The following is a 25,528-nucleotide window of genomic DNA, read 5'->3' as shown; positions in this document are numbered from 1 at the left end:
TGTCAGCTTCCTGACACGAACCACGGTATGTCAGAATGCTGACATGAGTCAAAACGGTGCCGTCGTCGACCTGGACACATCACTGGGCTACCTGCTGAAAGAGGCGTCGAGCGCTCTGCGCACAGCCATGGAGGAGGTGCTGCGCCCCCTCGGGATGAACGTGACGCACTACTCCTGCCTGGAGCTGCTGGCCCAGCGGCCGGGCCTGTCCAACTCCGAGCTCGCACGCGGCGCGTTCGTGACGCGGCAGTCGATGAACGTGCTGCTCCAGAACCTGGAACGCGAGGGCTACGTCAGCAGGCCCGCGGCGGCGCCCGTCGGGAAGGCCCTTCCCGCGCGGCTCACACCTCGCGGCCGGCGGAGCCTGGAGAAGGCGACCGTGGCGGTCCGGTCCGTCGAGGTCAGGATGCTGGCCGGCATGACCGAGACCGAGCAGGCGGGCGCGTTCCGGATCATGCGGAGCATGATCCACTCCCTGCGCGAGGGCCAGGACGGCGCCTAGCCCCGCTGCCGGCTCCGGAGAAGCGGGCACCGGGATGACAGGCCCGGTGGTGCCGGAGGCCGGCGGACGGTGGGCCGCCCGGTGCCGTCCCCGCAGGACGGCACCGGCGTCCGGAGGAAGGGACGGGACCGATGAGACACCTGGGAGTGGCCGGAAGCGCCCTGCTGCTCATGGCCCTCCGGCTCACCTTGATGTACCCCTGGCAGGCGGGCTGGAGCGCCGCGCACGCACGGTTCTGGATGCTCGGTGTCGCCGTGGTCGTGGTCACCTCGACCACGCTCGGCCGGATCAGGAAGCGGCGGTCCGCACGCCGCTCGGCGCCTCAGGACCGACCGGCGGGGGGACGCGCCGGCGGGCCCGTCCCACGGCGTGCCCCGAACCACTGCTCGGCGCCGTACTCCTCGAACCGCTCGACCTCGGTGAAGCCGAGCCTGGCCGCGAGGCGCATCGAGCGGACGTTGGCTGTCCGGGTGCAGAGGACCACCGGCTCGCCGGGGAGCGCGTCGGCGCACCAGGCGAGTGCCGCCGCGCAGGCCTCGGCGGCGTAACCGTGCCCCCAGGCCTCCGGCAGGAAGGTGTACCCCAGCTCGGCCTCCCCTCCGCCCGGGCGGACGCGTCCCGGGCGTTCCGCGTCGCGCCGGTCGAGGGAGACCATGCCGATCATCGCTCCGGCGAGATCGGCCACGAACAGGCCGGGGCGTCGTCCGGGCACCTCGGGGACCGCGCGTTCGAGTTCCTCGCGCGGTCGCGGACCACCGAGGTGGGCACGGACCTCCGGCGAGGCGAACAACTCGATGAACGCGGGCCGGTCCCGGGCCTCGGACGCGCGGAGCAGGAGGCGTTCGGTGCGCAGGGGGGGCCGGCGGCCAGGTGACGGGTCCGAGTCCGGTCATGCGGGCACCGTAGCGCGGTTCCGGTCCCGTGCGGGCCGGTTGCCGCGACCCGGTGGCGGCCCGGGCGCAGCGCCGCGCGGGGCCGGGTCCCCCCTCCGGACCCGGCCCCGCACATCCCCCTCCGTTCCCGCGCCCGTTCAGGCGCCCCGTACCGCCGCGGTGGATCCCCGTACCACCAGCTCGGGCTGGAACACGTACTCGGTGCGCTGGACGGGGCTGCCGGCGATCTCCTCCAGCAGCGCCCCCACGGCCGCCGCCGCCATCGCCTGGACCGGCTGGCGCACGGTGGTCAGGGGCGGGTCGGTGAAGGCGATGAGCTGGGAGTCGTCGAAGCCGACGACGGAGACGTCCCGGGGGACGCCGAGGCCCCTGTCCCGGGCGGCCCTGACCACGCCGAGCGCCATCATGTCGCTGCCGCAGACGATGCCCGTGCAGCCCCGGTCGAGCAGTGCGCCTGCCGCGACCTGGCCGCCCTCCACGCTGAACAGGGTGGAGCAGACGAGGAGTCCGGCCTCGTCCCGGTCCATGCCGAGCACGGACACGGCCGCGTCGACGAAGCCGTCGCGCTTGCGCCGGGACGGCACGTAGCGCTGCGGGCCGATCGCCAGGCCGATCCGCCGGTGTCCGAGCTCGGCGAGGTGGCCGACGGCCATCCGGACGGCGGCCTGGTCGTCCGGCGAGACGGACGGGGCGCTGATGCGCTCGTTGTAGCCGTTGATCAGGACGAACGGCACACCCCGGTCGGTGAGCGCGGCGTAGCGCGCCGGGTCGGCCGAGGTGTCGGCGTGCAGCCCGGACAGGAAGACGATGCCGCCCACCCCGCGCTCGACGAGCTGCTCGACGAGCTCGTCCTCGGTGGCGCCGCCGGGCAGCTGGGTGCAGAGCACGGGGGTGTAGCCGTGCCCCGCGAGGACCTGTTCCACGGACTGCGCGAACGCCGGGAAGATCGGGTTGACGAGCTCGGGGGTCACCAGCCCGATGAGGCCCGCGCTGCGCTGCCGCAGCCGTACGGGGCGTTCGTAGCCGAGGATGTCGAGCGCCGCGAGCACCCGCTGGCGCGTGGTGTCCGCGACGCCCGGCTTCCCGTTCAGGACGCGGCTGACGGTGGCCTCGCTGACCGCGGCCTGACCGGCGATGTCGGAGAGCCGCAGCGCCGGTCCGGTCCTGGGTGCGGGGACGGTCACACCGTCCACCACACCGTGGTGTCGGCGGGCAGCTCGACGGTGGTGCCGTCGACGGCGACCGGGCCGCTGGCGAGCAGCAGCGCACCGGGGGCGGCGATCCGTACGGGGGCACCGGTGGTGTTGACGGTGCAGACGAAGCCGGGGCGGGCGAGGGCGAGCACCCCGTCGGGGGCGTCCAGCCACTCCACGTCCGTGCCGGCGCCGAGGCCCGGGTGTGCGCGCCGCGCGGCGATCGCGGCCCGGTACAGCTCCAGTGTGGAGCCCTCCGCGCCGGTCTGCGCCTCGACGGAGAGCGCGCCCCAGCCGTCGGGCTGCGGCAGCCAGCTGCCGCCGGTTCCGAAGCCGTACGAGCTGCCGTCGCGGGTCCACGGGATCGGCACCCGGCAGCCGTCGCGGAAGCCGTCCTGGCCCTCGGCGCGGAAGAACGACGGGTCCTGGCGGACCTCGTCGGACAGGTCGGTGACGTCCGGCAGGCCCAGCTCCTCGCCCTGGTAGACGTAGGCGGAGCCGGGCAGGGCCAGCATCAGCAGGGTGGCCGCGCGGGCCCGGCGCAGGCCGAGTCCGCGGTCGCCGGGGGTGCGGATCTGGGTGCCGAGGCCCGGCGCGTTGGCGAAGCGCGTGGTGTGCCGGGTGACGTCGTGGTTGGAGAGCACCCAGGTGGTGGGGGCGCCCACCGGACGCATCGCGTCGAGCGAGGAGTCGATGACCGTGCGCAGCGCGGCGGCGTCCCAGTCGGTCGACAGGTACTGGAAGTTGAAGGCCTGGTGCATCTCGTCGGGGCGCACGTAGTGGGCGGTGCGCTCGACGGTGGGGGTCCACGCCTCGGCGACGAGAATGCGGTCGCCGGGGTACTCGTCGAGGATGGTGCGCCAGCTGCGGTAGATCGCGTGCACGCCGTCCTGGTCGAAGAACGGCATCACGTCGTTGCCCAGCAGCTTGAGCTGGTCGTGCGATCCGAGGTCGGGCAGCCCCTCGGCCTTGACGAGGCCGTGGGCGACGTCGACGCGGAAGCCGTCGACGCCCATGTCCAGCCAGAAGCGCAGGATGGAGCGGAACTCGTCGGCGACGGCCGGGTGCTCCCAGTTGAAGTCGGGCTGCTCGGGCGCGAAGAGGTGCAGGTACCAGGCGCCGGGCGTGCCGTCCGGGTCGGTGGTGCGCGTCCAGGCCGGGCCGCCGAAGATGGACTCCCAGTCGTTGGGCGGGAGTTCGCCGTCGGCGCCCTTGCCGGGGCGGAAGTGGTAGCGCTCGCGGAGGGCGGATCCGGGGCCCTCGGCGAGGGCGCGCTTGAACCACTCGTGCTGGTCGGAGGAGTGGTTGGGCACCAGGTCGACGATGATGCGCAGGCCCAGCCCGTGGGCCTCGCGGATCAGGGCGTCGGCGTCCAGCAGGGTGCCGAACATCGGGTCGATGGCCCGGTAGTCGGCGACGTCGTAGCCGGCGTCGGCCTGCGGGGAGGCGTAGAAGGGGCTGAGCCAGACGGCGTCGACACCGAGGTCCCGGAGGTACGGGAGCCGTGCGGTGACCCCCGCGAGGTCGCCCATGCCGTCGCCGTTCGCGTCGGCGAAGCTGCGTGGGTACACCTGGTAGATCACCGCGTCCTGCCACCAGCCGGTGCGGTGGTCCGGGGCGTCGCCGGACGTGCCGGTGGAGGGGGCTGCGAGGTGCTGGGTCATGTCGTCCCTGGGGTGTCTGGGTGGGGAGCGGCGCCGGTGCCCGGTCGAGGAGCCGGCGCCGCCGTGACGTGGCGTGCGGTCGTGCGGGGACTGGGTGCGTCAGCCCTTGACGGCTCCGGCGGACATGCCGGTGACCAGGTGCTTCTGCGCGAACAGGAAGACCAGCGCGGCCGGGATGGCGATGAGCACGGACGCCGCGGTCATCGGGCCCCACTGGGCTCCGTACTGGTTGACGAACTTCTGGAGTCCGCCGGCGAGCGTGAGGTTCTCGTCCCCGACCATGAAGGCGGAGGCGTAGGCCACTTCGCCCCAGGCGGTGATGAAGGAGTAGAAGGCGGTGACGGCGAGGCCCGGCTTGGCGAGCGGCAGGATCAGCCGCCAGAACGTGCCGAACGGGGTGAGTCCGTCGACCTGCCCCGACTCGTCGATCTCGCGCGGGATCGTGTCGAAGAAGCCCTTCATCATCCAGGCGCAGAAGGGCACCGAGATGGTGAGGTAGGTGATGACGAGCCCGGCCGGCTGGTTGAGCAGGCCCATCGTCGACATGATGTTGTAGATCGGCACGATGAGGACGGCCACCGGGAACATCTGGGTGACGAGCAGCGTCCACATCAGCCCGCGCTTGCCGGGGAACCGGAAGCGGCTGACGGCGTAGCCGGTGGTGGCGGAGACGAAGACGCCGATGACGGTGGAGAGTCCCGCGACGACGACGGAGTTGCCGAACCAAGCCAGGAACTCGGTGTCCCGGAGCAGGCCGGTGTAGTTCGCGAACGTCGTCTCCTTGAAGAAGTCCGTGGTCGACGCGTACTTCGCGGGCTTCAGGGACGTCAGCAGGACCCACAGCACCGGGAAGACGGCGATCACCGAGGTGGTGACCAGGGTGAGGTGCAGGGCCACGGACGCGGCGGGCGAACGTTCGCCGCGCCGGCGGACCCTGCGGGTCCCGGACCGGGCGGGGGCGGCGGCGGAGGGGGTGGCGGTCGCGGTGGTCACCAGGTGTCTCCCTGGGTGCGGAGCACTCGCCGGTACACCATGGCGAAGAGCATCAGGAGGACGAGGATCAGCACGCCCCAGGTGGAGGACTGCGCGAAGTCGCGCGGGCTGATCTCGAAGGAGAATTTGTACGCCTGGGTGACCAGGATCTGGGTGGCCTCACCGGGTCCGCCGCGGGTCAGCAGGAAGATCACCGGGAACATGTTGAAGGTCCAGATGGTGGAGAGCAGGACCACCGTGGTGGAAACCGGGCGCAGTCCGGGGAGCGTGACGTGGCGGAAGCGCTGCCAGGCGGTGGCGCCGTCCATCTCCGCGGCCTCGTACTGCTCCGCGGGGATCGACTGGAGGCCGCCGAGCAGGGCGACCATCATGAACGGCACGCCGAGCCAGACGTTGACGGCGATGACGGAGAACTTCGCCCAGGTCGGGTCGTTCAGCCACGGTACGCCGTCGATGCCGGCGCCGCCGAGGATCTTGTTGAGCAGCCCGTTGTTCTCGTTGTAGAGGAAGCGCCAGGCGAAGACCGACACGAAGCCGGGGATGGCCCAGGGCAGGATCAGGGCCATGCGGTAGGCGGAGCGGCCGACGATCCTGCGGTTGAGGATGTTGGCGAGGGCCATGCCCAGGCAGAAGGTGACGGCCACGCAGGAGACCGTCCACACCAGCGTCCAGCCGAGCGTCCCGAGGAACTGGTTGCCGGTCAGGGCGTCGGCGTAGTTGTCCAGCCCCACGAACTCGTAGGTGGCGGGCAGCTCGTTGACGCCGATGGACCGGGCGACGTTGCGCTCGTTGGCGTCGGTCAGCGACAGCCAGATGCCGCGGACCAGCGGGTAGCCGATGATCACGCCGATCACCAGCACGACCGGGGCGACCATGGTCCAGGCGTACCAGTGGACCGACAGGGCGCGCCGGAGCCGGCCCGGCGGCGGGGTGGTGCCAGTACCGCGGCTCCGGCCGCGGGCGACGTTGTCGCCCGCGGCCTTCGCCACCGACTGGCCGGTGTGGACAGCCATCAGCCGGCCTGCCTTCCTGGTTACTTCCAGCCCTTGAGGAGCTTGCGGTAGGAGTCGCCCGTCGACTTCGCGGCCTTCTCCGGCGTGCTCTGCCCGGTGAGGACCTTGGTGTACTCGACGTTCAGCGGGGCGAAGAGGCTGCCGGTCTCCGGGATCCAGGGGCGCTCGACGGCGGTCTCGACGACGGGCTTGAAGAACTGGACGATCTCGCTGTCCACGGCCTGCTTCTTGGCGTAGGCGGAGGTGCGGGTCGGCAGCAGGTTGAGCTCGCCGGCGGTCTGGGCCTGGGTCTGGACCGAGGTCATGTAGTCGACGAAGGCGTAGGAGGCGTCGAGGTTCGCGGAGCCCGCGTAGACGCCGAGGTTGTGGCCGCCCTGCGGGGCGCCCTGACCGGCGGAGCCGGCCGGCACCGTGGAGATGCCCAGGTTCGCCTTGTCGGTGAACTCCTTGCCGGTCAGCGTGTCGGCCACGGCCCAGGGGCCGTTGATCATCATCGCGACGTCGCCGTTCTTGAACGACTGCATCATGTTCTCCCAGCCGTCCGTGGCGTCGGTCTTGGCCGCCCCGGAGTCGACGAGGTCCTTCACGACACCGAACGCCTTGACGCCCGCGGCGTTGTCCACGGTGACGGTCTTCGCGTCGGCGTCGACCAGGTCGCCGCCCTCGCCGTAGAGGAAGGAGAGGAAGTAGTAGGAGTCGTCGCCGCGCAGGTAGAGACCGGTCTTGCCGGTCTTCTTCTTGATCTTCTCGGCGACGGTCTTGAGATCGGCGACGGACGCCGGCGGCTCGACGCCCGCGTCGGCGAACATCTTCTTGTTGTAGAAGATGCCCATGGAGTCGATCACCTGCGGCACCGCGTACGTCTTGCCCTTGTACTTCGTCGACGCGGCGGCCTGCTCGAGGAAGTCGCCCTGGTCCTTCAGCGCCGCGGTGCCGTCCAGCGGGGCGAGGTAGCCGAGGTCGGCGAACTCGGGGGTCCAGGCGACCTCGGAGCGGATGACGTCGGGGGCGCCGGAGCCGGCCTGCGCGGCGTTCTTGAACTTGTTCTGCGCCTCGCCGAACGGGACGTTGACGTACTTGACGTCGACCTTCGGGTGCTCCTTCTCGAAGCCCTCGGCGATCTTCTTGAAGACCTTGTCCTCACTGCCGACGTTCGAGGTGTCCCACCAGGTCACCGTGCCGGAGAGCTCGCCCGAGCCCTTGCTGCCGCCGGACTCGTCGTCGCCTCCGCAGGCGGTCGCCGCGAGCGCCAGGGTCGCGACCAGGGCGGTGGCCGTTATGCCACGTCGCATCTGAACTCCTTCAACTGCCGTACCGCTCCGTCGCGGCGCCGGGTCGACGTGAACGTAACAAGGATGAAAGACGTCCGAAAGACCTTGCGGAAGATTTCTGCAAGCACCGCCGATCGTTACATTGGCGTGTCCTCAAGGTTGCCGTCAACCCTCTTGACGGAAGCCCCGGCACCCTGCCCGTGCCTGGCCAGACCGGGCGTGACAGGGATACGGCGATGTGTGCACACGGGTCTGACCGGTCCCGCAAGTCCTTGCAAGATTTTGCCGTGCAACGATCGCCGATCGGTCCGGGCCGGGGCACTCCGGCCGGATCCCACGCTCGGTGGGCAATCGGACACGCGCCCGGTACAGTCCTTGCATGACCGCACGGCTTGCCGACATCGCACATCAGGCGGGGGTCAGCGAAGCGACGGTCAGCCGCGTGCTGAACGGCAAGCCCGGGGTCGCCGCGGCCACCCGTGAATCCGTCCTCGCGGCGCTCGACGTCCTCGGCTACGAACGCCCCGTCCGGCTGCGCCGGCGCAGCGCCGGGCTCGTCGGCCTGATCACGCCCGAGCTGGAGAACCCGATCTTCCCCGCGCTGGCCCAGGTCATCGGCCAGGCGCTCACCCGGCAGGGCTACACGCCGGTGCTGGCGACGCAGACGCCGGGCGGCTCCACCGAGGACGAGCTCACCGAGATGCTCGTGGACCGCGGGGTCTCCGGCATCATCTTCGTCTCCGGGCTGCACGCCGACACCTCGGCCGACATGCAGCGCTACGCCCAACTGCGCGCCCAGGGTGTGCCCTTCGTCCTGGTCAACGGCTTCTCCCCGGAGGTGCAGGCCCCGTTCATCTCGCCGGACGACCGGGCGGCGATGCGGCTCGCGGTGACGCATCTGGTGGCGCTGGGGCATCAGCGCATCGGGCTGGCGGTCGGACCGAAGCGCTTCGTCCCGGTGCTCCGCAAGATCGAGGGCTTCCACGCCACGATGCGGGAGCAGCTGGGTCTCACCGCCGCCGCGGTGGAGGAGCTGGTCCAGCACTCGCTGTACACCCTGGAGGGCGGCCAGGCGGCCGCCTCGGCCCTGGTGGAGCGGGGCTGCACCGCGGTGGTGTGCGCGAGCGACATGATGGCGCTCGGCGCGGTCCGGGCGGCCCGGAGGCTGTCGCTGGAGGTCCCGCGCGACCTCTCGGTGGTCGGGTACGACGACTCGCCGCTCATAGCCTTCACCGATCCGCCGCTCACCACGATCCGGCAGCCGGTGACGGCGATGGGCCAGGCCGCGGTGCGCACCCTGCTGGAGGAGATCGGGGGCACCCCCGCTCCGCACAGCGAGTTCGTCTTCATGCCCGAACTGGTCGTACGCGGTTCAACCGCATCGGGTCCGGGCCCGTCCTCCCCGGGCCGGACCCGCCCGTGACGGACTGGATGTGCGACCGGAACCCGACCGGAGGATCATCGGGCAGAGGGGGACGTATCTGGCAGACTCTGCGCCTATGGGTGAATCGCACGTGACCACACAGGAAGACCGCACGGCGGCCACCCCGTCACCCGTCGCGGACGGGTCGGCGGTGTCCGGTTCGACGAGAGCGATCGCCCTGTCCCGCATGAGCACCCGCCTCACCCTCGGCGCACTGCGCGCCCCGCGCCGCCCGCGGCTCTGGTTCGAGATCCTGCTGATCGCGGTCAGTTACTGGCTCTACTCGCTGGTGCGCAACGCCGTCCCCGAGCAGAAGGCCGCCGCCCTGCGGAACGCCGACTGGATCTGGTCCCTGGAACACACCGTGGGCCTCGCCTTCGAGCAGACGGTCAACCACGCGGTCAATTCGGTGACATGGCTGATCGTGTCGATGAACTACTACTACGCGACCCTGCACTTCGTCGTGACCATCGGGGTGCTGATCTGGCTGTTCCGCCGGCATCCCGGCCGGTACGCGGCGGCGCGCCTGGGCCTCTTCGCCACCACGGCGGTGGCCCTGCTCGGCTACTACGTCTTCCCGCTGGCACCGCCCCGGCTGATGCACGGCGGCGGGTTCATCGACACGGTGATGCTGCACCAGACCTGGGGTTCGATGGCCTCGGGCAACTTCAAGCACATGTCGAACCAGTACGCGGCGATGCCGTCCATGCACATCGGCTGGTCCCTGTGGTGCGGTCTGACCGTGTGCGCCCTGGCCTCCGCGCCGTGGGCGCGGATCCTGGGCGCGCTGTACCCGGTGGCCACGCTCGTGGTGATCGTCGCGACGGCGAACCACTTCTGGCTGGACGCGGTGGGCGGGATGGCCTGTCTGACCTTCGGGTTCGCGGTCTCCTACGCCTGGTACGGGGCGCTGCCGCACCGCCTGCCGAAGCGGGTCCAGCGTCCCGGCGGGGGCCGGCTGCGCGCCCTGCGACGACCGCACCGGCCCGCCCCGGGACCGGCCCTCCGGGCGGCGGAGCCCGCATCGGCCTTCGGGACGCCGGGGGCGCCGTCGGCGTCCGAAGCGGTCGCGGGGACGTCAGCGGCGCCCGGGGCGGTCTCCGGGCCGTCAGCGGCTACAGCGGCCGAGGCGAACGGGGTCGGCGGGCACGCCGGGCCGGGACCGGGTGGACCGGGTCCGTCCAGCGGCTGAGCACGACGGGGCGCGACCGGGCACGACGCGGTGCGCCACAGCGGGCGGCACGGAGGGGCACGCGCGACAGCGGTCGGCCGGGAGCGGCACCGGGGCGACGCCGGCGTCCGGCCGGCGGAGGTGCGCCGGGCCGGCCCTGGCCTCGCCCAGGGTGCTCACCCCGAGGCGCCGTAGAACCGCTCCTCGACCACCGCGCGGGCCCTGCGGGTGATCCGCCGGTAGTCGTCCAGCATGTCCCCCACGTGGCCGGGCTCGTACCCGAGGTAGCGGCCCACCGCCGTCAGCTCGCGGGGGTTGGAGGGGAAGGTGTCGGCCGGCCGGCCGCGCACGAGCATCACCGCGTTGCGCACCCGGGACGCCAGGACCCACGCCTCGTCCAGCGTCCGGGCCTCCTCCGCGGGGATCAGGTCCGCCGCGCAGGCCGCGGCCAGTGCCTCCCGCGTCCGCGTGGTCCGCAGGCCGGGTTCCGCCCAGCCGTGCTGCATCTGCATGAGCTGCACCGTCCACTCGACGTCGCTCAGCCCGCCGCGCCCGAGCTTGGTGTGGAGCGTCGGGTCGGCGCCGCGCGGCATCCGCTCGGACTCCATCCGGGCCTTGAGCCGGCGGATCTCCCGGACCGCCTCGTCGCCCAGCCCCTCGACCGGGTAGCGCAGCGGATCGACCAGTTCGAGGAAGGCGCGCCCCAGGTCCGCGTCGCCCGCCACGGGCTCCGCGCGCAGCAGCGCCTGGCTCTCCCAGACGAGCGACCAGCGCCGGTAGTAGGCGCCGTACGACTTCAGGGTGCGGGCCAGGGGGCCGGTCTTGCCCTCCGGCCTCAGGTCGGCGTCGATGAGCAGCGGCGGGTCGGCGGTGGGCAGCTCCAGCAGTCGGCGCATCTCCGTGACCACGGCGTTCGCGGCCCGGGCGGCCTCCTCGTCGCCGACCCCGTCCCGGGGCTGGTGCACGAACAGGACGTCCGCGTCCGAGCCGTAGCTGAGCTCGTGCCCGCCGAAGCGGCCCATGCCGATGACGGCGAACCGGGTCGGCAGGGTGGAGCCCCAGCGCTCGCGGACGGCGGCGCGCAGCGCACCGGAGAGCGTGGCGGCGTTCAGGTCGGTGACCGCGGAACCGACCCGGTCGACGAGGGCGCCGGGGTCGGTCTCGGCGGGACTGTCCTCGGTGCCGTACGAGCCGATGATGTCGGCCGCCGTGGTGCGGAACAGCTCGCGCCGGCGGACCCCGCGGGCCACCGCCACGGCCGACTCGGCGCCGGGGGCACGGCCGACCGCGGCCAGCACCTCCTGCTCCAGGTGCTCCCGGGTGCGCGGCTTCAGCCCCCCGGGGTCACCGAGGATGGCGACGGCCTCCGGGGCGCGCATCAGCAGGTCGGGGGCGAGCCGGCCGGCCGACAGGACCCGGGCGAGGTTCTCGGCTGCGGCGCCCTCGTCGCGCAGGAGCCGCAGGTACCAGGGGGTCTTGCCGAGTGCGTCGGACACCTGCCGGAAGCCCAGGAGCCCGGCGTCCGGATCGGCGGAGTCCGCGAACCAGCCGAGCAGCACGGGCAGCAGCGTCCGCTGGATCGCCGCCTTGCGGGAGACCCCGGACGACAGGGCCTCCAGGTGCCGCAGCGCGGCGGCCGGATCGGCGTAGCCGAGCGCTTCCAGCCGGACACCGGCGGCCTTGGCGCTGAGCCGGATCTCGCCGGGCGCGAGCTGGGCCACGGCGTCCAGGAGCGGCCGGTAGAAGAGCTTCTCGTGCAGTCGCCGTACGACGGAGGCGTGCCGCCGCCACGCCCGGTTGAGCTCGGCGACCGGCTCGGTACGCAGCCCGAGGGACCGCCCGAGCCTGCGCAGGTCGGCCTCGTCCTCGGGGACCAGGTGGGTGCGGCGCAGCCGGTGGAGCTGGATGCGGTGTTCCATCGCCCGCAGGAAGCGGTAGGCCTCGTCGAGCTGCGCGGCGTCGGCCCGCCCGACGTAGCCGCCGTCGGCGAGCGCCCGCAGGGCCTCCAGGGTGGAGCCGGCGTGCAGGGTGCTGTCGCTGCGCCCGTGGACGAGCTGGAGGAGCTGGACGGCGAACTCGACGTCCCGGAGTCCGCCGGGGCCGAGCTTGAGCTCACGGTCCACCCGGTCGACGGGAATGTTGTCGATGACGCGGCGGCGCATCTTCTGCACGTCGCCGACGAAGTTCTCCCGGTCGGCGGCCTGCCACACCAGCGGCGACACCGCGGCGAGGTACTGCGCCCCCAGCTCGGGGTCGCCGGCCACCGGCCGGGCCTTGAGCAGCGCCTGGAACTCCCAGGTCTTGGCCCAGCGCTGGTAGTAGGCGAGGTGGGAGGACAGGGTCCGCACCAGGGGCCCGTTGCGGCCCTCCGGGCGGAGGTTGGCGTCGACGGGCCAGATGGTGCCCTCGACTGTGGTGTCGGAGCAGATCCGCATCATGTGGGCGACGAGCCGGGTGGCGGCCTGGAGGGCGCCGCTCTCCTCCGCGCCCTCGATCGGCTCGCCGACGAAGATCACGTCGACGTCGGACACGTAGTTCAGCTCGTGTCCGCCGCACTTGCCCATCGCGATGACGGCGATCCGGCACTGGGCGGCGTCGGAGGGCGCGTCCGCGCGTGCGATGGCGAGTGCGGCCCGCAGGGTGGCCGTCGCGAGGTCGGCGAGCTCGGCGGCGACCTCGGCGACGTCCGTGGTGCCGCAGACGTCACGGGCCGCTATCGACAGCAGGGACCTGCGGTAGGCGATCCTCAGCGAGTCCGGATCGGTGGCGTCGCGGAGCATGTCCTCGAACTCGGGGATCCCGGGGTGCAGATCGGTGGCCTCGTAGGTCACCAGCACCTGCCAGTCGCGCGGGTGCCGTGCCAGGTGGTCCCCGAGTGCCTCGGAGGCGCCGAGGGCCCCGAGGAGCCGGTCCCGCAGCGGCTTGGCCGTGACGAGGGTGTCCAGCAGGATCTGCCGCTCGCCGGGCTCCTCGGCCTCGACGAGCCGTACGAGGCCGTTCAGGGCCAGATCGGGGTCGGCCGTCGCGCCGAGCGCGTCGAAGAGGACCGGATCGGCCCGCACGGAGGAGAGCTCGGGCAGGTCCAGCAGCCGTTCGGCGGCCGACGGATCGGTGAAACCGTGCCGCAGCAGGCGCGTGAACGTACTGCTTCTGCGTCCCGGCACCGTCGTCATCCCGTGTCTCCTGCCCGCCGCTCACCCATGTCCGCCCTACGAGCCTAAGGGCTGTCCGTCGTCCCCGAGCGATCAGCGCGCGGCGCCGGACGCGGTGCCCGCGGCGTGGCGGGAGGTCCGCGACCGGACGGGTCCGGGCGCTCCGGCAACGCGTCGGGCCGCCGCGACCGCCGTCGCACGCCGACCGGGGACGACGGGACCGACCTTAGTCCCGCACCGGTGGTTCCGGCGCCCCCGGTGCGGCCCCGCCGCACGCCCGTGACCGGCGCAAAGGCCACGCGGAGCGCCATACCGCACCATCACCGGACCGCCGGACCGCCCGCGCCGCCGGACCGCGGGACCGTCCGGGCGGGCGGGGGTGGGATCCGCCGCTCGGGGCGGGCGGGGCGGGACCCGCCCCCGGGGCCGGGCGGGGGCCGCCCTGCCGGTCGATCCTGCCGGTCGATCGGGGTCCGATCCTCGGACCGGGCGGGGTCCTCCTCCCGGCCGGGCGGGGTCCGCCCCTCAGGCCGGGCGGGGTCCGCCCCTCAGGCCGGGCGGGGTCCGCCCCTCAGGCCGGGCCGGGTCCGCCCCTCAGGCCGGGCCGGGTCTTTCCTTCAGGCCGGGCCGGGGGTCCGTCTCTCAGGCCGGGCGGGGTCCGGTGCCGATGACGACGGTCGCGTACAGCTCGTCGGAGACGACGACGCGCGCGGCCAGGCCACCGCTCCGTACGGTCTCCTCGGCCTCCGGCGCCTGCCGCTCGCTCGTCTCGACCAGCAGGCTCCCGCCGGGGGCCAGCCAGTCGGCCGCCTCGCCGACGACGCGCCGCAGCACGTCGAGTCCGTCGCCCCCTCCGTCGAGCGCGACGCGCGGTTCGTGGACGCGGGCCTCGGCGGGCAGCAGCCCGACGTCCTCGGTCGGGACGTACGGCACGTTGGCGAGCAGCACGTCGACCCGGCCGCGCAGCGAACGGGGCAGGGGGGCGAAGAGGTCCCCCTCGTACACCGTCCCGAGCCCGGCCACATTGCGCCGGGCGCAGCGCACGGCGGCGGGTTCCACGTCGGCGGCGTGCAGTTCCACGTGCGGCAGCGTCGACGCGAGCACCCGGCCGAGCGCTCCGGTGCCGCAGCAGAGGTCGACCACGACGGCCGGGTCCGGGGCGAGCGCGGCGGCCTGCCGGACGAGGAACTCCGTACGCCGCCGGGGCACGAAGACCCCGGGGTCCACGGCGATCCGCATCCCGCAGAACTCGGCCCAGCCGAGGACGTGTTCGAGGGGGTGTCCGGCGACCCGGCGTTCCAGCATGGCGGCCAGCCCGGCGGGATCGGCGGCCGTCCCCAGGAGGAGTTCCGCCTCGTCCTCGGCGAAGACGCAGCCGGCGGCGCGGAGGGCGGTGACGAGAGTGGCGAAGGTGAGCGGTGGGGCGAATTCCTGCACGGTGCGGAGCCTTTCGGAAGTACCGATGGGCGCTCCGCGATCGCTCAGGCCCGGTCGGCCCTGCGACGGCGAGGGATGAGCACCCGGCCTGCTGAAGCGGTAATGGGTCTCACCTCCTGGGTCGGTCCCGGTCACGGGACGCCTCACCTTACCGGAGTTCCTCCGGAGCGGTCCGGGTCCGCGGGTCAGGTCCGCGGGTCGAGCGGGGCGGGTCCGCGGGTCGAGCGGGGCGGGTGCGCGGGTCGAGCGCGGCGGGTGCGCAGTCGGGCGGGGCGAGTCCGGAGCGCGCCCCGGACCGGGGGAACGCGGGCGCGCGGCCGTCGGGGTACGGACGCGCGGCCCTCCGAGCACGGATGGTCGGCCTCGGGGTACGGACGCGCGGCTCCGGGAACGCGGCCCTGCGAGCGCGGACGTCCGGGCCGGGAGCGCGGACGTCCGGGCCGGGAGCGCCCGTTGACGGCAGGCGCGGTCCCGTCGGCCCGCCGGTGCGCGCGGTCCTCGTCCCCGCCCGCGGCTCGCCGGCCCGCGCGCGCCCACGGCTTCCAGGTGGCCGACGGGCGCCCTTCCTCTCACCCCCCGTGGAGTGTACGTTCGTACATGCTGAGCACGGGGTGACGTCCGCCCCGTCGCATTCTCGTGAAAGACGTGCCTGATGGACCTGTCCACCCGTCGCCGCCGGACGGCGTTGTTCCTCTTCTTCCTCGTCCCCGGACTGTCGATCTCCTCGTGGGTGACGCGCACCCCCGACATCCGCGACCAACTGGGCGCCTCCACCGCACAGATGGGGCTCGTCCTGTTCGGCCTGTCGGTCGGCTCGATGCTCGGCATCCTGACCTCCGGGGCGCTGGTGGCGCGGTTCGGCACCCGACCGGTCATGGGCGTGGGGGTGGCGCTGGTCATCGTCAGCATGGTGGTCATCGGCTTCGGGGCGCTGCTGGAGTCGGCGCCCGTCGTCACCGCGGGGCTGTTCCTCTTCGGCGCCGGGATGGGCGGCGGGGAGGTCGCGGTCAACATCGACGGCGCCGAGGTCGAACAGCTCATCGGCCGGACTGTACTGCCCACCCTGCACGGCTTCTTCAGCCTCGGCACGGTGGTGGGAGCCGCCGCCGGCATCCTGTTCACCGCGATCGAGTTCCCGGTGCAGTGGCACCTGACCGCGACGGCCGTGATCACCGCCGGGATGTTCCTGTACGCCTTCCGCGCCGTCCCTTCCGGGGTCGGCAGGACCAGGGGTGTCCGGTCGGCGGACGGTGGCGGTACGGGCCCCGCCCGGAGCGCGGTGTGGAAGGACCGGCGACTGCTGCTGATCGGCGGCATCATCCTCGCCATGGCCCTGGCGGAGGGCGCCGCGAACGACTGGCTGCCGCTGCTCATGGTCGACGGCCACGGTGTGGATCCGGCCCTCGGCTCGGCCGTCTACGCGGGATTCGCCGCCGCCATGACGATCGGCCGGTTCTGCGGGGCCTTCTTCATCGACCGCTTCGGGCGCGCGCCCGTCGTCCGGGCCAGCGCCCTGTCAGCCGCACTCGGGCTGACGCTCGTCATCTTCGCCGACTCCCCCGTGTTCGCGGGTGCCGCGGTGCTGTTCTGGGGCCTGGGGGCGTCGCTCGGCTTCCCGGTGGCCCTGTCGGCGGCCGGCGACTCGGGGCCCGACCCGGCGGCGCGCGTCAGCCTGGTGGCGATGATCGGCTACATCGCGTTCCTCGTCGGGCCGCCCGGACTCGGCTTCCTGGGCGACCACTACGGGCTGCGCTCGGCCATGATCGTCGTCCTGGTGTTCGTCTCCGCGGCGGTCTTCCTCGCCCCGGCCATCGGCGCCCGCCGCACGACCCGGCCGGAGGCGCACCCCGCGCAGGAGACCGTGCGGCAGACCGCGCCCGACGCGGCCCCGGACGTCACCCGGACCGCCCGGGGCGACTGACGGGCCGGGGCCGCGGCGCTCCTCCCACTCATGCTTCGTGTTGCGGAGGAAGCAATGCGAGGCGTTCTCGACCTGCGCTCACGCATGGATCAGCCCTGCGAGCCAGCGCGAAGGTTACCCCGTCAACCGCATCGACCCCACCGGGCTCATCAGCCTCGGTGGTATCGCGGATGCTCTCGGCCCTATTGGCGACGTTGCCACCGGAACCGTCTACTTGGGTCAGGGAGATACTCAAGCGCTGTGGGGTGTGGTCGCGGGTGGCGCCGCAGGAGCCCTGTGCGGAACGGCGGTAGCCGCAAGCGCTGGTCCCACTGTAGAAGGATCTCTGGGTGCCACGGCGGGCTGCTACGCAATCTCCTGGAGCCCAGGACAAATGATCTAATACTGTCAGCGGATAGATAAAATTTCGGGTGAGAGGGGGCCTCCTCCCACCCGGCAGCACGTCTGATCCGCATGCCGGATGAACAATGGAGCAGCGGGCCGCCGTTAAGCGGTATCTTCAGATCGCGGCCGTTCTTGCCTTTCTGGGCGCAGCCTTTGCGATCTTCCTGATTGCCTTGGGCAATAGCGGGGGATGGGGAATTTTGGGAACCATGGCGCGCATCTCGATGGTGGGGCATTTTTTCATCCAGAGAGGAAAGAACGGGCGGACCTGATAACAGTAGGCGCGGGTGGCGTTGCCCATCCGTGAAGTCCGGGAGACGCCACCCCGTCATTCCGAAAGAGTTTTAAGGGCGTTTTATGCCACCCGGGGTGATTCATGGCGTTTCCAGGTGACGGACCGACGCTACGCCGCCCCCCTGCGGCGTAGCGGTGCCCCCTGAACAGGCAGGGGGCACCGCTACGCAGGATGCCGCCCGCTGGCCGGCCTCCCCCCGGGACACGATCGAGAGCCGGATCGTCTGCGCGCCGCTGCGGGTGGAAGGCTGTCCGGATCGGTACAGGCCAGTCGCTGTCTGTTGCCCGGTACGAGCGTCAGTCGTCAGCGTGGGGGAGGCCGTCGTCCAGGACAATGCGGATGGTCTGGCCTTCTCCGTCAACACTGGTGAGGTCGGCCGCGATCCGGCTGTAGGCGGTCGCGGCCAGCGCCCAGTCGGCTTCGAGTGGGGTGGCGGACGAGCGGGTGTCCCACAGCTTGATGAGCAGGCCGATGAGGGAGCGGCCGGACAGGACGGTCTGAACACGTCCTTGCTTGACGTCCTCGACCGAGGGCGGAGTGCGGAAGTGGTCGTGGTCGACGGCCAGGGCGGTGAGCCACTCCCAGGTGTCGCGGTGCGCGACCAGGTCCACGGAGGCCACCCCGGCGGCCTTCAGCAGCAGGACACCGTGGGCGACCCGCGGGTCCTGCCCTTCGTCGGTGGCCGGCGGTGCAGGGGCAGAGGGCTGCGCGGTGGGGGTGCTGTTGCCCTGGTAGGCGGCCTCAATCTTCTGCTTGAGCATGTCGTCCTGACCCCGGCGCTCGGGCTCGGGCTGCGCCTGGCGCTCGCTGTACTCCATGGTTCCCCCCTGGGAGCCGATATCGGGTGAGGTGAGCCGCTGCGCCACCCTGGGCGCAATCGGGCCGGTGGTCGGATCCGGGTCGGGCACCGGCCCGGTGGGCGGGTAGGGGCCGGTGCAGTCGCCGGGGGTTTCCGCAGACCTCTGGAGCTCTGCGACAGGGCGAAGAGTGTCGGCGAGTTCGAGCAACTGCCTGAGCTCACCGCGGGTCTCGTTGAGATCGCTGATCATCCGGTCCTGGCGACGGCGTAGCTCCCGGTTCTCCTCCCGCAGACCGGTGACGCCTCCCTGGACGGTTTCCAGGATCTTGAGGCGGGTCTGGGTGAGCTCGCCGCGCAGGGCGGTCAGCCCGACCGTCGGGTCATCGAGACGGCCGACCGGCGCCAGCAGGCCCCGTATCGCCTTCAGTTCCTCCATCGCACTGCCGAACGCGTCTTTCCACTTCACGTAACCCCCTGCTTGCTCAGAGCTGCAACCGGCCCTATCTCCCCATAAGCACTCCATGTGACGCGCTCGTTTCCAGCCCTTCCCCTGGCCGGGACCGCACCCTGCCCCACGAACGGGGGAGACGCTGCGGCGCATCAGCCCCTGTGTCAACCTGCCGCCTGCGTGACCACCCTTTCCGGTGACCTCCGTGCCGGATTCCGTTCCGGGCGGTGAGTTCGCGCCCACACTCGCGGGCATGACCGACCCCGACCCTCCCGGCCTCGCGGGCCTCATCGGCCGGAAGCGGTGGCCGAACTCCGGGTCGTCGCGGTGAGCATCGAACAGAGCGTTCGCCCGGTATGCCTCGGCGAGTTCGCTGTCGGTGACCGGTGTGGCCAGCCACCGGTAGTGGGCCTGGCGGGCCGGCTTGAGCACCCGGCACATCAGCGCCACCGGCACCCCGTGCGGGGCAGCGGCGGCGGCCGGCTCGCGGACGAGCGGGTACATCATTTTGACGGCAGGTTCGCCTGCGACCGATGCGCCGCAGCCCTCCGCTGCACCTCGTTCTCCTGCTCCAGCAGCCCGGATGCGCTTGCAGGCCTCGCGCAGCTCGACCGACTCACCCGACACCGGCACGGGCCTGGCGCCGCCCTCGTCGGTTCAGCGCGGCGCAGCCACTTCGACAAGGTGATCGGGTGGACGCCGAAATCGGCGGCGATCCGTTCAAGCGTGACGCCGGTCTCAACGATTACGCGCGCCCCGCACGACGTCCTCGCGGAACTCCTTCGGATGCGGCTTGGACACCGCAAGATCCTTCCAGCCACCTCTCAGCGAGCCAGGTCAGGTGTCACCTATGCGTGCAGCAGTCCCCAGCGCGGGCGGAGCGGGCCGGAGGCAGGAGCGGCCAGAGCCGGGAAGCGCGCCCGGCGGAGCGGAGCCCAGCCGGAACTTGATGAGGTAGAGAAACCTGTGGCAGCGCTCGGCGGGGGCCAGGCAGAATGCGCCTCGTTCGGCAGGAGGCGGCTGGTGAAACCGGCTTGGCGGAGTCGCTGATACGCCTCGGCCGCGTCGGCAGGTACGGGCTGGCGGATCATGAATCCCTGATCCGGATCGATCATCAGTCGCTGCAGCGCGCCCGTAAGCATGTCGATCCCCAAGCGTGCGTCACCGATGGAGTCCACGTACTCAGGGCGGGCCCGCATCTCCATGGACAAGGTGTACTTGGGCCGCCCGTCCGGGGCTCACGGCCCATCGGCCCAGAGCTGATCGTGACTGAGGACGGGTCGCTGGGATTGAACCGGGCGACCCGCCCTCTCTGCCTTCTCTGAGCATCCGACCTCGGTTACAGCACCGGCAGCAGGTTCTTCAGCTCGAAGGCGCTGACCTCGCTGCGGTACTCCTCCCACTCCTGCTTCTTGTTGCGGAGGAAGAAGTCGAAGACGTGCTCGCCCAGCGTCTCGGCGACGAGCTCGCTCTTCTCCATCAGCGAGATGGCCTCGCCGAGGTTCTGCGGGAGCGGCTCGATGCCCATCGCTCGGCGCTCCGAGTCGGAGAGAGCCCAGACGTCGTCGTCGGCGCCGGCCGGGAGTTCGTAGCCCTCCTCGATGCCCTTGAGGCCCGCGGCCAGCAGGACCGCGTACGTCAGGTAGGGGTTCGCGCCGGAGTCGATGGAGCGGACCTCGACGCGGGCCGAACCGGTCTTGCCGGGCTTGTACATGGGGACGCGGATCAGCGCGGAGCGGTTGTTGTGGCCCCAGCAGATGTACGAGGGGGCCTCGCCGCCGGCACCGGCGGAGCGGCTGGAGCCGCCCCAGATGCGCTTGTAGGAGTTGACCCACTGGTTGGTCACGGCCGAGATCTCCGCGGCGTGCTTGAGGAGACCCGCGATGAAGGACCGGCCGACCTTGGAGAGCTGGTACTCGGCGCCCGACTCGTAGAAGGCGTTGCGGTCGCCCTCGAAGAGGGAGAGGTGGGTGTGCATGCCCGAACCCGGGTACTCCGAGAACGGCTTCGGCATGAAGGTGGCCTGCACGCCCTGCTCCAGCGCGACCTGCTTCATGACGAGCCGGAAGGTCATGATGTTGTCGGCGGTGGAGAGCGCGTCCGCGTACCGCAGGTCGATCTCCTGCTGGCCGGGGGCGCCCTCGTGGTGGCTGAACTCGACCGAGATGCCCATCGATTCGAGCATGGTGATCGCCTGGCGGCGGAAGTCCATGCCGACGTTCTGCGGGGTGTGGTCGAAGTAGCCGGAGCTGTCGGCCGGGGTGGGGCGGCTGCCGTCGACCGGCTTGTTCTTCAGCAGGAAGAACTCGATCTCCGGGTGGGTGTAGAAGGTGAAGCCCAGGTCGGAGGTCTTGGCGAGGATGCGCTTGAGGACGAACCGCGGGTCCGCGAAGGAGGGCGATCCGTCGGGCATCAGGATGTCGCAGAACATCCGCGCCGTCCCGGGAGCCTCCGCACGCCACGGAAGGATCTGGAACGTGCCCGGGTCCGGCTTCGCGATCATGTCCGATTCGTATACACGGGCGAAGCCCTCGATCGCGGAGCCGTCGAACCCGATGCCCTCGTCAAAGGCCTGTTCGAGCTCGGCAGGGGCCACGGCGACGGACTTGAGGTAACCGAGCACGTCGGTGAACCACAGCCGTACGAAGCGGATATCGCGCTCCTCAAGGGTCCTGAGGACGAATTCCTGCTGCTTGTCCATAGCCACATCCTTGCAGTTCAGACGGTCCGTGCACCACCGCCCGGGGTAGGGGGGACACCTCAGTATCACGACCCGGGATTTCACCCAGATTACGCACACGGTGTGAGAGGGAGCACCCGGCCACCCACTACGATCGGCGCCCATGGTGTACGGGGGCCGCAGCCGCCCGGCGACGGCCCCGCGCGACCAGGTTCTCCACACTCCGCTCCCGTCCCTCCCGACCCCTTGGCAGAAGGACCCGACGTCATGAGCTTCGACCGCAGGCCCCGCACAGAGCAGACGCACGGCGCCGACCGTGCGCGCGACCGCCGCAACACGGCCCTCGCCATAGGTCTGGGCGCCGTCGTGGTCGCCGGCCTGCTCGGTTTCGGCTCCTACACGCTCCTGGAGAAGTCCGAGGCGAAGGAGCGGACCGGGGAGAGCCGGGCGCAGGACGGCAAGCAGACCGAGCAGGACGGGCAGCGGCTCGCCGCCGAGCCGATCGCCGGCGAGAAGTCCTGGGACGCGCAGAAGCTGACCCGCGAGCACGTCACCACGGAGGTGACGTACCCCATGGAGCCTCCGGTCGGCGGGGACCACCGTCCGGCCTGGCTGAACTGCGACGGCGTCGTATACGAGAAGGCCGTCCCGAACGGCAACGCCGTGCACGCCCTGGAGCACGGTGCGGTCTGGGTGACGCACGACGGGAAGGTGTCCGCCGAGGACCTCGGCACGCTCGGATCACGCGTCCGGAGCACCCCCTACTCCCTGATGTCCCCGTACGAGGGACAGGCCGGGTCGATCATGCTCAGCGCCTGGGGCAAGCAGCTCACGGTGGACAGCGCCGACGACCCCCGGGTGGCGCAGTTCTTCGCGAAGTACGTACAGGGCGCGCAGACGCCCGAACCGGGTGCCCCCTGCACCGGCGGGGTCGACGGGTGAGCCCCGCGCTCACCCGTCGCGCGCGGTGGGCCGCGGGGTCCGCGGTCGCCCTCGCCCTGCTGTTCGCCGGGGCGGCGACGGTGGCCTCCGCACGGGTGGACGGGCCCGCGCCCGCACCCGTCGCACCGGCCGCCGACTCGGCCGACGCGGGATTCGCACGGGACATGGCCGTCCACCATCAGCAGGCGGTGGAGATGTCCTTCATCGTGCGGGACGCGACCCGTGACGAGGACGTGCGGCGCCTCGCGTACGACATCGCCCAGACGCAGGCCAACCAGCGGGGCATGCTGCTCGGCTGGCTCGACCTGTGGGAGCTGCCCAAGACGGCACCCGACGGGCAGGGCCCGATGGCCTGGATGGCGGACGGCCGTGCCGGCCACGACGGCCACGCCGGCATGGACGGCCACAGCGGCCACGACATGGCGGACATGCAGGGGGACGCCGGGGCCGCGAAGGGCACGGCGGCCCCGCACGGCGCGGGGGCCGTGGGCCAGGACGGGGCCCTGATGCCCGGTATGGCCACCAGGACCGAGCTGGCCCGGCTCCGTGCGGCACGCGACGAGCGGGCCGAGGTGCTCTTCCTCCAGCTGATGACCGACCACCACGTGGGCGGCGTCGCGATGGCCCGGGGCTGCGCCGAGCGGTGCACCGTGCCCGTGGAGAAGCGACTGGCGCGCGGGATGGTCGAGGCGCAGCAGTCGGAACTCGATCTGATGGCGGACATGCTCGCCGCGCGCGGGGCGGCGCCCCGCCCCTGAGCGAACGGCTCGGGGACGGACGCGCGGCACCGGGTGCAGAGCGCTCGGTGCCGCGCCGTACGCGGCGGGGCGCACGGGGCGCGGAGCCGGGGCCGGGACGGTGCGCGGGGCCGTCCCGGTGTCCGCCGAACGGGTGACAGCACTCGCGGGCGACGGGCGGCCCCGGGACGATGGTGGGGACTCGGGGTCGTACAGCAGTGCCCGTCGGCACGCAGGAGGCGTACCCATGACCACGGCCAAGGACATCATGCACACCGGGGCTCTCTGGATCCCCGCCCACGAGACGCTCGACCGCGCCGCGCAGATGATGCGGGACCACGGGGTGGGGGCCCTCCCCGTCTCGGCCGGCGGCGATCAGAACCGGATGGTCGGGATCATCACCGACCGGGACATCGTGATCGCGTGCGTGGCGTCGGGACACGATCCGTCGAGCATGACGGCGGGCGAGCTCTGCGACGGCACTCCCCGCTGGATCGAGTCGACGGCGGACGTCGACGCGGTGCTGGAGTCGATGCAGAGCCATCGGATCCGACGGCTCCCGGTCGTCGAGGACAAGAAGCTGATCGGCATGATCAGCGAGGCCGACCTGGCACGGCACCTCTCGGACGAGCAGATCGCCGGATGGGCCGAGAAGGTCTACTCCCGCGCCTGACCGCCCTCCTCCCCACCTTTCGACCGCCTTTCACCGGCACCCGGCGCCGCACGAGCTCGACGGCAGGCACCTCGGGTGCCACCACCACCGGAACCCGGCACCTGACGGACCCGGCCCCGCACGCACCGCGCGTGCGGGACCGGACTGCCGGACGCCGGACGCGGGGGGCGGGCCCTCCGGGCGCCCGGCCGCACCCCCTGAGCACCCGGACGCCAGGACCTCACCCCCTGGGTGTCGGGGCCGTACCCCTTGATCCGCCAGGAGTACGGTGCGCAATATGTCTCAAATGCCCACTCGTCGCACCATGCTCGGCGCCGGTGTCGCCCTGGCCGGAGCGGCGGGCCTCGCCTCGCAGGCCGTCGCCGCCCCGGCCCGCTCCGACCGCCGCCCGCCCGCCCCCTCCCCCGCACGGGCCGCCGATCAGTACGTCACACCCGACGGACCGGAGGTGAGGGACGCCGAGGCCCGGCGGGGCTCCGGTCCTGTGCGGAAGGTCTCGCTCACCGCCACCGCCTCCCGCCTGGACCTGGGCGGCGGCCTCACCGTCCCGACCTGGGCCTACGGCGACCGCCTGCCGGGTGAGGCGATCCGGGTCACGGCGGGCGACACCCTCGAACTGGCCCTGGCCAACCACCTCCCGCAGTCCACCACGATGCACTGGCACGGCCTCGCCCTGCGCAACGACATGGACGGTGTGCCGGGGGTGACGCAGCAGGCGGTCAAGGCCGGCGGGGACTTCACCTACCGGTTCGCGGTCAGCCGTCCGGGGACCTACTGGATCCACCCGCACTCCGGTGTCCAGCTCGACCGGGGGCTGTACGCGCCGCTGATCGTCGACGACCCGAAGGAGCCGCTCGCGTACGACAAGGAGTGGGTCGTCGTGCTCGACGACTGGCTCGACGGGGTGGACGGCTCCACCCCCGACGCGGTCCTCGACGAGCTCACCGGGGGCCGGGGTTCGAGCCACGACGCGGCCGGGCACGGTGCCGCCCCCGCCACCCGGGCCGAAGGCCCCTCCCGGCTGCTGACCGGTGCCGAGAGCGAGCTGCTCGGCGGCCACGCGGGCGATGTCGCCTACCCGTACTACCTGGTCAACGGCCGCAGGGCGCAGGACCCCTCGGTCTTCGACGCGCGCCCCGGCGACCGCATCCGGCTGCGCGTCATCAACGCCGGCGGCGACACGGCGTTCCGGCTGGCCCTCGGCGGGCACCGGATGACCGTCACGCACACGGACGGCTTCCCGGTGCGGCACACCGAGACCGACGCCCTGCTGCTGGGCATGGGCGAGCGGTACGACGTGCTGGTGACCGCCGGGGACGGGGTGTTCCCGCTGACCGCCCTCGCCGAGGGCAAGGACGCGTCGGCCATGGCGGTGCTGCGGACGGCGACCGGCGCACTGCCGTCGTCCACCGCGCGGCCCGCGGAACTGGACGGCCAGGTGCTCACGGCCGGCGGGCTCGTGGCCGACGAGTCCGTCGCGCTCCCCGCACGCGAGGCCGACCGGACCGTGCGGATCACCCTCACGGGCTCCATGGCGGCGTACGACTGGGCCTTCGACGGCAAAAGCTACGACCCGGCGGCACGGCAGCCCGTCCGGGCCGGGGAGCGGGTGCGCCTGGTCTTCTCCAACCGCACCGCGATGTGGCACCCCCTGCACCTCCACGGCCACACGTTCGCGCTGGCCGGAGGGGACGCGGCGGCCCCCGGCGCCCGTAAGGACACCGCGGTGATCCTGCCGGGGCGGTCGCTGACGGCCGACTTCGACGCGGACAACCCGGGGCTGTGGATGCTGCACTGCCACAACGTCTACCACGCCGAGGCGGGGATGATGACGGTCCTCGGCTACCTGCGCTGACCCGGGGCGCGCCCCCGTCCGGAGGTCCCGCACCGCCTGCGGACGGGGGCGCACCAGGACATCGCGTCAGTCAGACGATTAC

General features: G+C 72.1%; 18 protein-coding genes and 2 pseudogenes. 9 read left to right on the top strand and 11 right to left on the bottom strand.

All coding sequences use genetic code 11. The annotated features are described in order from the left end of the window. The first annotated feature begins 43 nt into the window (after window positions 1–43). Window positions 44–502, top strand: a complete 459-nt coding sequence (locus ABZ172_RS01180; RefSeq protein WP_356878808.1) for a MarR family transcriptional regulator — start codon at window positions 44–46, stop codon at window positions 500–502. A 322-nt stretch (window positions 503–824) separates the two neighbouring features. Here the strand turns inward: ABZ172_RS01180 and ABZ172_RS01175 are convergent. The 6 genes and pseudogenes from ABZ172_RS01175 to ABZ172_RS01150 all read right to left on the bottom strand — a co-directional run bounded on the left by ABZ172_RS01175 (window position 825) and on the right by ABZ172_RS01150 (window position 7,550). Then, window positions 825–1,395, bottom strand: a pseudogene (locus ABZ172_RS01175) (GNAT family N-acetyltransferase). A gap of 137 nt (window positions 1,396–1,532) precedes the next feature. Next, window positions 1,533–2,591 (bottom strand): LacI family DNA-binding transcriptional regulator, encoded by a 1,059-nt coding sequence (locus ABZ172_RS01170; protein ID WP_356878806.1) that lies wholly within the window; start codon window positions 2,589–2,591, stop codon window positions 1,533–1,535. Continuing rightward, on the bottom strand, window positions 2,576–4,252 hold the full coding sequence (locus tag ABZ172_RS01165; RefSeq protein ID WP_356878804.1) for a glycoside hydrolase family 13 protein: 1,677 nt from the start codon (window positions 4,250–4,252) through the stop codon (window positions 2,576–2,578). Before ABZ172_RS01165 ends, ABZ172_RS01170 begins: the two co-directional genes overlap by 16 nt. Window positions 4,253–4,351: 99 nt before the next feature. Continuing rightward, window positions 4,352–5,245 carry a carbohydrate ABC transporter permease gene (locus tag ABZ172_RS01160; RefSeq protein ID WP_356878802.1) on the bottom strand — a complete coding sequence of 298 codons (894 nt, stop codon included), beginning with the start codon at window positions 5,243–5,245 and terminating at the stop codon, window positions 4,352–4,354. Next, the gene (locus ABZ172_RS01155) at window positions 5,242–6,258 is read right to left on the bottom strand and encodes a sugar ABC transporter permease (RefSeq protein WP_356878800.1); all 1,017 of its coding nucleotides are present in this window, start codon (window positions 6,256–6,258) and stop codon (window positions 5,242–5,244) included. The genes ABZ172_RS01160 and ABZ172_RS01155 overlap by 4 nt, the downstream gene beginning before the upstream one ends. 20 nt (window positions 6,259–6,278) lie before the next feature. Beyond that, window positions 6,279–7,550, bottom strand: coding sequence for an extracellular solute-binding protein (locus ABZ172_RS01150; RefSeq protein ID WP_356878798.1), 1,272 nt, complete (start codon window positions 7,548–7,550; stop codon window positions 6,279–6,281). 358 nt (window positions 7,551–7,908) lie between these two features. Between ABZ172_RS01150 and ABZ172_RS01145 the strand changes: the two genes are divergently transcribed. Both ABZ172_RS01145 and ABZ172_RS01140 read left to right on the top strand, forming a co-directional pair. After that, on the top strand, window positions 7,909–8,952 hold the full coding sequence (locus ABZ172_RS01145) for a LacI family DNA-binding transcriptional regulator (protein WP_356878796.1): 1,044 nt from the start codon (window positions 7,909–7,911) through the stop codon (window positions 8,950–8,952). A gap of 76 nt (window positions 8,953–9,028) precedes the next feature. Then, complete coding sequence (locus tag ABZ172_RS01140) at window positions 9,029–10,144, top strand: phosphatase PAP2 family protein (protein ID WP_356878794.1); 1,116 nt, start codon at window positions 9,029–9,031, stop codon at window positions 10,142–10,144. Window positions 10,145–10,299: 155 nt separating this feature from the next. On the opposite strand, the gene ABZ172_RS01135 is transcribed toward ABZ172_RS01140, so the two are convergent. Further along, window positions 10,300–13,296 (bottom strand): bifunctional [glutamine synthetase] adenylyltransferase/[glutamine synthetase]-adenylyl-L-tyrosine phosphorylase, encoded by a 2,997-nt coding sequence (locus ABZ172_RS01135; RefSeq protein WP_356878792.1) that lies wholly within the window; start codon window positions 13,294–13,296, stop codon window positions 10,300–10,302. Between the two features lie 621 nt (window positions 13,297–13,917). Next, window positions 13,918–14,712 carry a putative protein N(5)-glutamine methyltransferase gene (locus tag ABZ172_RS01130; protein WP_356878790.1) on the bottom strand — a complete coding sequence of 265 codons (795 nt, stop codon included), beginning with the start codon at window positions 14,710–14,712 and terminating at the stop codon, window positions 13,918–13,920. Between the two features lie 652 nt (window positions 14,713–15,364). Between ABZ172_RS01130 and ABZ172_RS01125 the strand changes: the two genes are divergently transcribed. Together ABZ172_RS01125 and ABZ172_RS01120 are read left to right on the top strand one after the other, a co-directional pair. Next, window positions 15,365–16,633, top strand: coding sequence for an MFS transporter (locus tag ABZ172_RS01125; protein ID WP_356878788.1), 1,269 nt, complete (start codon window positions 15,365–15,367; stop codon window positions 16,631–16,633). 467 nt (window positions 16,634–17,100) lie between these two features. Next, entirely contained in the window at window positions 17,101–17,289 is a 189-nt protein-coding gene (locus tag ABZ172_RS01120) for a hypothetical protein (protein WP_356878786.1), read from the top strand. A 319-nt stretch (window positions 17,290–17,608) separates the two neighbouring features. Here the strand turns inward: ABZ172_RS01120 and ABZ172_RS01115 are convergent, their stop codons facing one another. The 3 genes and pseudogenes from ABZ172_RS01115 to glnA all read right to left on the bottom strand — a co-directional run bounded on the left by ABZ172_RS01115 (window position 17,609) and on the right by glnA (window position 21,260). After that, window positions 17,609–18,577, bottom strand: a complete 969-nt coding sequence (locus ABZ172_RS01115) for a hypothetical protein (protein WP_356878784.1) — start codon at window positions 18,575–18,577, stop codon at window positions 17,609–17,611. Between the two features lie 986 nt (window positions 18,578–19,563). After that, window positions 19,564–19,743 (bottom strand): annotated as a pseudogene (locus tag ABZ172_RS01110) (YdcF family protein); the annotation flags it as partial. Window positions 19,744–19,898: 155 nt separating this feature from the next. After that, window positions 19,899–21,260, bottom strand: coding sequence for a type I glutamate--ammonia ligase (gene glnA, locus ABZ172_RS01105; protein WP_147963126.1), 1,362 nt, complete (start codon window positions 21,258–21,260; stop codon window positions 19,899–19,901). Window positions 21,261–21,506: 246 nt separating this feature from the next. On the opposite strand from glnA, the gene ABZ172_RS01100 reads away from it, so the two are divergent. From ABZ172_RS01100 to ABZ172_RS01085, 4 genes are all read left to right on the top strand, one after another. Continuing rightward, a complete protein-coding gene (locus ABZ172_RS01100) occupies window positions 21,507–22,181 on the top strand; it encodes a DUF3105 domain-containing protein (RefSeq protein ID WP_356878782.1) in 675 nt (224 codons plus the stop codon). Beyond that, window positions 22,178–22,939 (top strand): DUF305 domain-containing protein, encoded by a 762-nt coding sequence (locus ABZ172_RS01095; RefSeq protein ID WP_356878780.1) that lies wholly within the window; start codon window positions 22,178–22,180, stop codon window positions 22,937–22,939. The genes ABZ172_RS01100 and ABZ172_RS01095 overlap by 4 nt, the downstream gene beginning before the upstream one ends. Window positions 22,940–23,165: 226 nt before the next feature. Then, window positions 23,166–23,591: a CBS domain-containing protein gene (locus ABZ172_RS01090; RefSeq protein ID WP_356878778.1), complete on the top strand. Its 426-nt coding sequence runs from the start codon at window positions 23,166–23,168 to the stop codon at window positions 23,589–23,591. Window positions 23,592–23,868: 277 nt separating this feature from the next. After that, entirely contained in the window at window positions 23,869–25,446 is a 1,578-nt protein-coding gene (locus ABZ172_RS01085; protein WP_356878776.1) for a multicopper oxidase family protein, read from the top strand. Window positions 25,447–25,528: the final 82 nt, after the last annotated feature.

Origin of the sequence: Streptomyces sp. NPDC006296 (assembly GCF_040613235.1) — a bacterium.
In the GTDB taxonomy this organism is placed as follows: domain Bacteria; phylum Actinomycetota; class Actinomycetes; order Streptomycetales; family Streptomycetaceae; genus Streptomyces.
Note: the sequence above shows the minus strand (reverse complement) of the source record. Positions and strands in the feature narration are given on the sequence as shown.